This window comes from Mesorhizobium sp. (assembly GCF_017306585.1).
GTDB lineage: Bacteria > Pseudomonadota > Alphaproteobacteria > Rhizobiales > Rhizobiaceae > Mesorhizobium.
In genome coordinates this window covers 1-10,440 of record NZ_JAFKIC010000015.1, presented here as the reverse complement: position 1 = coordinate 10,440, position 10,440 = coordinate 1, and the positions used below count along the sequence as shown (strand labels likewise).

The 10,440-nt window shown below is 64.9% G+C and carries 9 protein-coding genes and 1 pseudogene; 2 read left to right on the top strand and 8 right to left on the bottom strand.

From position 1 onward, the window contains the following. The 3 genes from J0I79_RS00345 to J0I79_RS00335 form a co-directional block, all read right to left on the bottom strand. A partial coding sequence (locus J0I79_RS00345; protein WP_292854233.1) for a sugar ABC transporter substrate-binding protein occupies positions 1 to 952 on the bottom strand: 952 nt, incomplete at its 3' end. A gap of 87 nt (positions 953 to 1,039) precedes the next feature. Further along, positions 1,040 to 2,026: an ABC transporter permease gene (locus J0I79_RS00340; protein WP_292854231.1), complete on the bottom strand. Its 987-nt coding sequence runs from the start codon at positions 2,024 to 2,026 to the stop codon at positions 1,040 to 1,042. Between the two features lie 270 nt (positions 2,027 to 2,296). Next, on the bottom strand, positions 2,297 to 3,745 hold the full coding sequence (locus J0I79_RS00335; RefSeq protein ID WP_292854229.1) for a DHA2 family efflux MFS transporter permease subunit: 1,449 nt from the start codon (positions 3,743 to 3,745) through the stop codon (positions 2,297 to 2,299). A 117-nt stretch (positions 3,746 to 3,862) separates the two neighbouring features. Between J0I79_RS00335 and J0I79_RS00330 the strand changes: the two genes are divergently transcribed. After that, entirely contained in the window at positions 3,863 to 4,864 is a 1,002-nt protein-coding gene (locus J0I79_RS00330) for an ornithine cyclodeaminase family protein (RefSeq protein ID WP_292854227.1), read from the top strand. Further along, positions 4,861 to 6,351: a histidine ammonia-lyase gene (gene hutH / locus J0I79_RS00325; RefSeq protein ID WP_292854225.1), complete on the top strand. Its 1,491-nt coding sequence runs from the start codon at positions 4,861 to 4,863 to the stop codon at positions 6,349 to 6,351. The genes J0I79_RS00330 and hutH overlap by 4 nt, the downstream gene beginning before the upstream one ends. Here hutH and J0I79_RS00320 read toward each other — a convergent pair. The 5 genes and pseudogenes from J0I79_RS00320 to J0I79_RS00300 all read right to left on the bottom strand — a co-directional run. Then, entirely contained in the window at positions 6,348 to 7,127 is a 780-nt protein-coding gene (locus tag J0I79_RS00320) for an ABC transporter permease (protein ID WP_292854223.1), read from the bottom strand. The genes hutH and J0I79_RS00320 overlap by 4 nt on opposite strands. After that, complete coding sequence (locus tag J0I79_RS00315; protein ID WP_292854221.1) at positions 7,124 to 7,969, bottom strand: ABC transporter permease; 846 nt, start codon at positions 7,967 to 7,969, stop codon at positions 7,124 to 7,126. Before J0I79_RS00315 ends, J0I79_RS00320 begins: the two co-directional genes overlap by 4 nt. Then, positions 7,966 to 9,066, bottom strand: a complete 1,101-nt coding sequence (locus J0I79_RS00310; protein WP_292854219.1) for an ABC transporter ATP-binding protein — start codon at positions 9,064 to 9,066, stop codon at positions 7,966 to 7,968. Before J0I79_RS00310 ends, J0I79_RS00315 begins: the two co-directional genes overlap by 4 nt. After that, entirely contained in the window at positions 9,063 to 10,184 is a 1,122-nt protein-coding gene (locus tag J0I79_RS00305; RefSeq protein ID WP_292854217.1) for an extracellular solute-binding protein, read from the bottom strand. Before J0I79_RS00305 ends, J0I79_RS00310 begins: the two co-directional genes overlap by 4 nt. A gap of 14 nt (positions 10,185 to 10,198) precedes the next feature. Then, a pseudogene (locus J0I79_RS00300) lies at positions 10,199 to 10,440 on the bottom strand (hypothetical protein); the annotation flags it as partial.

Genomic DNA, 10,440 nt, shown 5'->3' with positions numbered 1-10,440 from the left:
TCGCCTTCTCCAGCGTGTAGATGTAGGTGTGCGAGGTGCCGGCCGGCTGGCCGCTCTGCAGCAGGAACTTGATGATGGCGTTCATGTCGCCCGACTGGCGGGCGAGATCGGTCATCACCACGGCGCCGTAGGTGCCATCCGCCAGCTTGTCGCAATCGGCCGCCTTCTCGCCGCCGCCGGTGGTGACCAGGAACACCTTGCCGTCGAGCTTGGCATCGCGGATCGCCGCGGACGCGCCGGTGGCGTCACCGTCCCAGAAATCGATGATCGAGCAGATATCCGGGTTCTGCTGCAGCATCGTGGTGGTCACGTTGCGCGAGGTCGTGGCATCCCAGTTGGAGTCGGGCTTGGCGACCACCTTGAAGTCGGGATGCTTGTCCAGCACCTTCATGATGCCGGCATACTGATAGAGGCTGGACGAGTTCGCCTGATCGCCCTGCACCAGGCCGATTTTCTTCGACGAATTCTCGCCGCAGCCCTTGATCGCGGCTTCAGCCTCGAGCTGGCCGAGACGGTCCCAGTCGCTGCCGACAAAGGCGTCGGCCGGGAAATTGGCCGGATTGTCGACCAGTATCACATATGTCCCGGCTGCTTGCGCCTTCTTCATCAGCTTGGAATAGGAGTTGAGGTCGGGCGCATGGATGATCAGCACGTCGGGCCTGGTATCAGACGAGATCGCATCGGTGATCGCCTGCGCGCCGGCATCGACGACCCAGTTCGGATCGCGCGTCTCGAACGTGCCGCCCCAGCCCTCGACTTCCTTCTTCAGATAATGCGCCCAGCCCTGCGCCAGGTCGAAGCCCATGGCCAGCGGCACCAGCATGACGCGCTTGCCGTTGAGCGCCTTGGCGTAGGCGGCCGGGCCGGGATCGTCGGCGGCGAAGGTCGGCGCCACGAAGGCGGTGACGGCAAGCGCCGTGGCCGCGGCCATCAATGTTCTGATCAGTTTCATCTCACGTCCTCTGGTTCGGTTTTCATTGCCGGCCGACCGTCTTGGTCGCTCCGGGTACCCCCGAGCAGATGGGCCCGCCCACCTGCCCTAAATGTCGCCCTGCTGTGCCGTCTGTTCGTCGCGTGGATTGATGATGCCGTCGACGATGATGGCGCCCAGCAGGATCGCCGCCTTGATCAGGTTCTGGTAGAGCAGCGGAATGTCGATGATGGTCATGGCGTTGAGCAGGATGCCGATCAGCGCGGCCCCGACCAGCACATTGCGCACCCCGCCCCTGCCGCCCGACAGGCCGATGCCGCCGATCACCGCCACCAGCACAATGTCGTAAAGCAGCGTCGAATTGACGACGCGCGTGTTGATCGAATGCAGGCTGGCGGCCGTCAAAAGCCCTGCGACGAGCGACACGACGGCCGACAGCACATAGCGCAGCACCAGCATCGGCCGCACCGGAATGCCGATATTGCGCGCCGCGACCGGATTGTCGCCGGCGAAATAGATGTAGCGGCCCCATTTGGTGTAGCGCAGGAACAGGAAGACGAGGAAGGCAAGGCCCGCGAACACGAAGACCTCGACCGGAATGTCGAGGAAGCGCAGTCCGCCGAGCAATTCGACCCAGTGGCCCTGCGGCACCGGCACCGCGTCCTGCGTGATCAGCTGCGATCGCACATAGCCGAAGACGAAAGAGCCCGTTGCAAGCGTGACGAAGATCGCCGGCACGTCGGCATAGGCGACGAGAAAGCCGTTGAGCAGGCCGATGGCGAGCACGCCCACCAGCACATAGGCGAAAGCGAGCCCGTCCGGCGTTCCCGTGTTGAGCAGTTGCAGATACCAGGCGACCGACATCGCCATGATCGCCACTGCCGACAGATCGATGCCGCGGCCGATGATGACGACCGCCATGCCCAGCGCCAGAATGCCCAGCACCGACACCGAACGCACGATCGCGACGATGTTGTCGGCGGTCAGGAAGCCCGGCAGGCCGATCGCGGCGGCGGCGAACAGCGCGACCGCTATGGCAAAGACAATGCCTTCCTGGTTCAGGCTCCTGAAACTCGGCCGGCCGATCGCGTTCATTGTCTGCTTCACCCCGATGGCAGCGCTGCCATCCCTGAGGGAAAGCTAATCGGCTCAGCGCCGCTTCGTCAAATGAATCCGCGTTCAGAAAGCGTGCTCGACGACAGATTCCCGAGGTGGACGCATCGATTGCCAAAACTGGCGCAATGCCCGGAAACTCCTGCGTTTTTGGCAATTGTTTTCGTGATCGGGGACATCGGCGAACGCAGCGCACCAAGCCGAAAGCACAAGGCGGAATTTAACCCTGCGATCAGCCGGGAAATCCGATTTTCAGTTCCTGGCGCCGTGGCCGGAAACCTCGGCTCCGGCGGTCCTCGGCAAGACCAGGAAACGGAACGACGTGACGAGGCCGATGGCCCCGATCACAAGAAAGGCGATTCGAAAGTCGACGAGGTCGAGGGTGGGTCTCGACCTGGCGATCTGCGACAGGTTGAGGATCGCCGCCGCCACCGCGACCCCGAACAGCATCGCCACCTGCTGCAGCATGGACGACAGCGTCGCCGCCGAACTGCGTTGCGGCGCGGCTATATCGGCGAAGGCCAGCGTGTTGAGCGCGGTGAACTGCATAGAACGCGACAGGCCGGCGATCAGCATGAGCGCAATCACCAGCACTTGCGGTGTCTGCGGCGAGATCGCGCCGCACGCCATGATCGCGGCGGAGGCGATGATGCCGTTGACGACCATCACCGATCGGAAGCCGAAACGGCGCAGCGTCGGCGTCGTCACCGTCTTCATGCCGAGATTGCCGAGGAAATAGGCCAGGATCATCATGCCGGCATCGACCGGCGACAGGCCGAACCCGACCTGGAACAGCAGCGGCAGCAGGAACGGCGTGGCGTTGATTACCACCCGGAAGATGGTGCCGGCGGCCAGCGTCGAGATGGCGAAGGTCTGCACCTCCAGAGAAGAAAGATCGAGCAGCGGATGCGGCGCGCGATTGAGATGCCGCACCGCGACCCAGCCGATGGCGATGCCCGCGACAAGCAGGGCCGCGGTCGGCAGCAGGCCGTCCTCGGGATGCGCGATGCGTTCGAGGCCGTAGAGCAGGCAGGCGAGCCCGAGCGAGGTCAGGAAGAACCCCGGCCAGTCAAGCGGCTTGGCGTCGGCCTCGCGGTCGCCGGGAATGAAGCGGCCGACCAGCGCTAGCCCGATCAGTCCAAGGGGGATGTTGATAAAGAAGTTCCAGTGCCAGGAGAGATAAGTGGTGATGAAGCCGCCCAGCACCGGCCCGACGACGGGCGCGAACAGCGCCGGCCAGGTGATCAGCGCCGTGGCGTTGAGGAGTTCCGATTTCGACGCATTGCGCAGCACCAGAATGCGCCCGACCGGCGTCATCAGCGCGCTGCCCAGCCCCTGCACGGCACGGGCGGCAACGAATTCGGTCAGATTCCGCGAGACGCCGCAGCCGAGCGAAGCCAGCGTGAACAGTGCGATCGCTACGAGAAAGATGTTGCGGGCGCCGAACCGGTCGGCAAGCCATCCCGACAGCGGCACGAACACAGCCATGGTCAGCATATAGACCGTTATGCCGATGCTCATAGCCACCGCCGGCACGCCGAAGGAAGCGCCCATCTGCGGCAGCGAGGTCGAGATGATCGTCGAATCCAGCAGCTGCATGAAGAAGGCGATGGCGACGATCAGCGCCACGCGCCGCGCATTGGCTTCGGTCTCGGTCCTGGTCGGCTGGGATGTGGTCTGGTCTTGGGAAGTGACTGCCATGGCGAAGCGGTTTGAACAGCATTCGGCTGGTTCAGTCCATAGATTGTCCAACAAACTTTCGTGTCGACGGTTTGCCTGTTATGGAATGGGTGGGGGCTCCCGAGGAACCGCGCACGCATGAAGCCCATCTATATCGACTATCTGAACGCCCTCGACATCGAAGCCCTTGCCATGACCGACGCCGAGATCATCGGCGCCGTCGAGGCCGGGCTCATCGCGCAGGGCAAGGGCCAGACCGTTATCGAGCCGCGCGTCCATCTCGAGCCGGACCCCTCCTTTCACGGCCATTTCAACGTGCTTCGCGGCTATGTCGCGCCGCTCGACGCCGCCGGCGTGAAGATCGTCGGCGACTATGTCGACAACTATCTGCACGGGCTGCCCTCCGAATTCGGCATCCTCAACCTTTTCGATCCACGCACCGGCACGCCGCGCGCCATTCTCGACGCCACCGTCATCACCGACATGCGCACCGGCGCCGTCACCGCGATCGGCGCCAAGCACCTGGCGCGCGGGAATTCCAAAGTGCTCGCCCATATCGGCGCGCGCGGCACCGCCTACTGGAATGTGCGCCTGCTCGACCATCTCTTCGACTTCAACGAGATCCGCGTCCACTCGCGCCGCCCGGAAAGCCGCGACGGCTTCGCCGCCAGGCTTTCGGCCGATCTCGGCAAGAAGGTCACCGCTGTCAGCGACTGGAAAGAATGCGTCGAGGGCGCCGACATCGTCGTCGAGGCATCGCGGCTTTCGGAGCCGACACCTTTGCTGAAGACGGAATGGATCAAGCCCGGCGCGCTGGTCGTGCCCTATGGCACGATGAGCGCTGTGGAACTGTCGCTGACCGACATCATGCAGAAGATGGTGGTCGACGACTGGGGCCAGTGCAAGGGCGGCAAGTTCGGCTCGCTGCGCGCCCATGTCGAGACCGGGCGGCTGAGCGAAAAGACGCTGCATGCCGAGCTTGGCCAGATCGCCGCCGGTCTCAAGCCCGGACGGCAGAGCGACGACGAAACCATCCTGTTCTGGCACCGCGGCCTGTCGCTGTCCGATATCGCGCTCGGCAAGGCGATGCTGGCCAAGGCGCAGGCGCAAGGTATCGGCCAGAGGCTGCGCTTCGCATGAGCCCGCTCGTCCTCAGTGGAACAGGTATCAGCAGCGGTGATATCGCCACCGTCGCCCGCGAGGCGCGCAAGGTGGAAATCGGCCCCGATGTTATCGGCAGACTGGAAAGAGCGCGCACGGTGCTCGACCAGGCTGCCGCGTCCGGCCAGCAGATATACGGCCTGAACACCGGACTCGGCGCCAATCTCGGCACATCGGTCGAGGGTGACGCCAGCGCCTTCCAGCGTCAGTTGCTGGAGGGCCGCAGCGGCGCTGTCGGCGAGGCTTTGCCGATCGAGGCGGTGCGGGCAACCATGCTTGCCCGGCTGACGATGCTTTCGGCCGGCGGCTCCGGCCTTTCGCCCGCCGTCTTCGTCGCGCTCGTGGAGGCACTGAATGCCGGCGTCCATCCGGTCATGCCATCGCTGGGCTCGATCGGCGCCGGCGACCTCGTGCTGATGACCGCGCTTGCCCGCCTTTTGATCGGCGAAGGCGAAGCCGACTATCAGGGCCGACGCATGCCGGCGGCCAAAGCGCTGATGATGGCGCGCCTCGCACCCATCAGCCTGGCGCCCAAGGACGGGCTGTCGCTGATCAACGCTTCCGCTTTCTCGGCCGGCAACGGCGCGCTCGCGGTGACGGATGCGCTGTCGGCGCTTGCCCAGCAGCAGCAGGCCGGCGCGCTGACCATGGAAGGCATCGGCGCCAACCGCACCATCCTCGATCCGCGCCTGCAGATGGCGCGCCCGGCGACCGGACAGGCCGAAGCCGCCAAGGCCTTGCACGACCTTCTCGCCCGCGAAGACGCACCGGCGCCGACCACGATCCAGGATCCGCTGTCGATCCGCTGCATGCCCTCGATCCATGGCGCGCTGATCGGCGCGATCGATCAGGCGAAAAATGCCGTAGAGGTCGAGCTCAACGCCGCCGCCGACAATCCGCTGGTGCTGGGCGAGGACGACGTCGTGATATCGACGGGCAATTTCCACACGGCTTCACTCTCGCTCGCCTTCGAGACACTTGGACTGGCGATCGCGCAATGCGCGGCGGCGACGACGGCCCGCTTCATCCAGCTCACCGGATCCGGCCGCAACGGCCTGCCCAAATATCTGTCGCCGGTCGGCGGCGCCTCGGCCGGTTTCGTGCCGCTACAGAAGACCGCGACGTCCATCCTGACCGCGATCCGCCACAAGGCCAATCCGGTGATGCTCGATTTCCTCCCGGTTTCGGAAGGCGTCGAGGACCACGCCACCCAATCGCCCCTGGCGGTTTCCAAATGCGCCGGGATGATCGTGCTGTGGCGGCGGCTGATCGCTTTCGAAATGATGGCGGCGGCACAGGCGGTCGACCTGCGCGACGGTTTCGCGCCGGCTCCGCGCACCGCGGCGGTCCACGCCGTGATCCGGGCGCTCGTCCCGACGCTCAAAGAGGACCGGTCGCTCGGCGTCGACGCGGATGCGCTTTATGCCGCTCTTGCTGGCGGTAACTGGCAGACCCAGCCGGGCTAACCCCGATACCGCGTCAGCCGCAACGCGATCAGCGTCAGGCCTATCGTCATCAGCAACAGGATGGTGGCGATGGCGTTGATGGACGGATCGAGCGTTGTCTTGATCTTGCCCCAGACGAAGGTCGAGATCGTGTTGCCGCCGCCGATGGTGAAGACGGCGATGATGAATTCGTCCAGCGACAGCGCAAAGGCGATCAGCGCCGCGCCGACGATCGCCGCCCGCATCTGCGGCAGCGTAACTTTCCAGAAGGTCTGCCATCGGCTCGCGCCAAGGTCCCTTGCCGCCTCCAGCACGGTGAAGTCGAAGCTCGCCATGCGCGAGGCGATCACGGCGGCGACGAGCGGCTGCGTCACCAGCACATGGCCGCCGATGACGGCCGGACGGCCGAGCGGCAGGCCGAGCCAGCGCACATAGAGCACCACCAGCGATATGGCGATGACCAGCGGCGGCAACAGCACCGGCAGGCCGAGCAGCGCCAGCAGCGGCAGGCCAAGCCGGGTGCGCCATTCGGCGAAGGCATAGGCGGCGAGCGTGCCGGTGACCGTCGAGATCAGCGCCACCGGCAGCGCGATGGCCAGCGAATTGCTCAGGGCCGCGTAGAAATCCGGATTGACGAACAGATCGCGGTACCATTTCAGCGTCAGGTCGCCCATCGGGAAACTGATCAGCGCGTTGGAACTGAACGAGAAGATGGCGACCAGCACCAGCGGCCCGAGCAGGAAGACCGACAGCAACCCCATCACCAGCGACCACGCGAACGCCACGATACGCATCATCCGCGCCTCCCCACGACCGCCAGCCATATGGCTGATATGACCAGCGCCGAAACGCCCATCAGCGAGAACGACATCGCCGCCCCGACCGGCCAGTTGAAGCGTGTCGAGAATTCGCTGACGATGAACTGGCCGAGCATGATGCCGCTGCCGCCGCCAAGGAACATCGGCGTCACATAGTCGCCGGCGGCGCTGAGAAAACAGATGGCGAAGGCGGCGACGAGACCGGCCTTGCATTGCGGCAGCACCACCCTGACCAGAGTCGTCCACGGCGAGGCGCCAAGATCGCGCGCGGCCTCCAGCGTGATGTCGGGTACATTGCGCAGCGCCGAGTAGATCGGCAGGATGGCGAAGGGCAAAAGGAAATGCGCAAGCGCGACGATGACCGCGCCCCGGTTGAAGATGAACCAGCTGACCGGCGTATCGACAAGGCCGAGCCACAGCAGCGTCGAATTGAGGATGCCGTTGGCGCTGAGGATTGCCTTCCACGAATAGATCTTGACCAGATAGCCGCCGAACAGCGTGATCATCGTGGCGAGGATGAAGAGATCGCCGTAACGGCCGGAACGGAAACGCGCGCCATAGGCGAAGACGAAGCCGACCACGACACAAAGCAGCGCCACGGCGGCCGCGATCAGCATCGTCGAGATGAAGAGCGGCCCATAGAACGAGAAGGTTCTCGCATAGGCGTCCAGCGCGAAGCCGGGCACCAGCCTGTATGATCTGACCGACCAGAAGCTGACCGCCAGCAGCAGCGCGATCGGCATGAAGAACAGGCCGGTGAGGATGCCGAAGGCCGGAAACAGCGCCAGCCCACGACGCAGCATGCGCGGCCAACCGGTCATGCCGCTACCCCGACTTCGATGAGCGCCTTTTCGGCCCAGCTCACCGTTACTTTCATGCCGGTGCGAAACGCCTCGCCGTCGCGTGGGTCGCTGAGGCGCGCCACGAGCGTCTCGCCATTGCCGATAGACAGGGTGATGCGCGCCTCGCCACCCAGCAGCAGCATCTCGTCGATGGTGCCGTGAAGCGCCGTCCCGCCATGCCCGGCATCGCCCGGCGTCGCCGCGTCGAGCCGCAGCGCCTCGGGGCGCAGCACGAAAGTGGTCTGGCCCTGCCGGCCGGGAGAGGAGAACCGGGCGCCCAGCGCCAGCTCCACATGGTCGCCGCGCCGGATGCCGGGCAGGATGTTGGTGTCGCCGACGAATTGCGAAACGAACAGCGTCTTCGGCCGCATATAGACGTCCTGCGGCACGCCGGCCTGCTCGATGCGGCCCTCATTCATGACGATCAGATTGTCGGCCAGCGAAAAGGCCTCGCTCTGGTCATGGGTGACGAAGATGAAGGTGCCGCCGGTTTCGCGGTGGATGCGGCGCAGCTCCGTCTGCATGGCCTGGCGCAGCTTCAGGTCGAGCGCCGCGAGCGGCTCGTCCAGCAGCAGAATCAGCGGCCGCATGATCAGCGCCCGCGCCAGCGCTACGCGTTGCTGCTGGCCGCCGGACAGCGCGCTGATGCGGCGTGTGGCGAATTCTTCCAGCCGCACCAGCGCAAGCGCCTCGGTGACGCGCTGGTCGATTTCCCGGCGCGGTCGCCTGGCGATCGACAGGCCGAAGCCGACATTCTCGGCCACGCTCATATGCGGGAACAGCCCGTAGCCCTGGAACACCATGTTGGTCGGCCGGTTTTCCGGGCCGAGCCTGGTTACGTCGCGGCCTGCGATTTCGACCTTGCCCGTGCTTGGCTCGGCAAAGCCGGCGATCAGGCGCAGAAGCGTTGACTTGCCGCAGCCGGAAGGTCCCAGGATCGCCGTGAACGACCCTTCCCGGACTTCCAGATCGATCGGATGCAGGGCGACGGCCGCGCCGTAGCGCTTGGTTACCCCTGAAACACGAAGGAGAGGCGGTCTGGCCGCCTCCCCGGCTGCTAGGACATCGATGCTCATGCTTGCAGGAAGCGCTGATATTCGTCCTGGACCTGGTCGTAGGTGGCGTGCGTGCCATCGTCTTCGGCCGGCCAGAAGGGATTGAACTTGGCGCGTTCGAGCAGTTTGTCGAGATTGCCGTACTGATAGATGGCCCGGTTGGCGTCATCCACCAGAGCCACGGCCTCGCTGTTGACCACGGCCTGCGTCAGTTCGGCGGCGAGCACGGCCTGTGCCTTCGGCGAGACCGCCTGGGCGAGCGCCTTGTAGGCGAGATCGCGGCTGGCCGCGTTCTTGGGAATAACGATCGTGTCCATATAGGCCATGGCGCCTTCGGCCGGCAGCACATAGGTGAGCTTCTTGCCCTTCTTGTCGGCGAAGCCGACCTGCGCATCCCAGCCTATGGCCGAAATCACCACTTCGCCGCGCGCGAACAGGTCCGTCGCCTCGCCGTAATTGGGCGAGAAGGTGCGCGCATGCTCCTTCTTGATCTTGATCAGGAAATCGACCGTCTCTTTCAGTTCGGCCTTCGTCAGCCGGGTCGGCGTCTTGGTTCCCGTCACGATCTGCGACCAGGTCGAGATAAGTCCCGAAATGTCGTCGGTCAGCGCCACCTTGCCCTTGTATTCGTCCTTCAGGCAGTCCTTCCAAGAGGTCGGCGCCTCGGGTATGGCGGCCGGATCGTAGACCATCGGCAGCGTGCCCCAGGTGAAAGGCACCGCGTAGAGCTTGCCGTCGTGGCGGATCGAATCGACGTCGAGGAAGCGCGGAAAAATCTTGCCGAGATCGGGCACGAGGCTTTCATCGATCGGCTCGATCAGGTCGGCGCCGACCATGATCGGCACATGGCCGAAATAGATGGTCGCGAGATCGACGGAGCCGCCCGCCTGCAGCTTGGTGATGATCTCCTCATTGCCGGCAATGTAGGTGGTGGCGAGGTCGATGCCGTTGTCGGCCAGGAACGTGCCCTGCTTGAGCGGGCTGTCATAACCCTGCCAGCCCATCCAGTTTAGCGTCGTCGCGGCCCGCGCGCGGCGCGGCTCAGCCAGAGCGCCGGCGGCCACGGTGGCGGCGGCGCCCGCGAGCAGCGACCTGCGGTCGAGGCGCACGCGGGAAAGCAATTCGTCCAGTTTCGTCATATCGGTTCCTCTCCTCATTTCTTCTTGTTCGTGGTCTTCACGATAGTCGCGTCCCCGTCCCGGCTCGCCGGCAGTTGATCGGGCAGGTCTTCGCCGCGCGTCCATGACAGCAGGCGTTTTTCGACCGCGTCCTTCAGCTCGCTGTCGTAGCGCATCAGATTAAAACTCTCGGCGAACCACATGCCGTCATTGGCCATGCGGATGATCGTCGCCAGCACCGTATCGAGCCCGTCGGCCTCGATCGCGCGCTGATGAC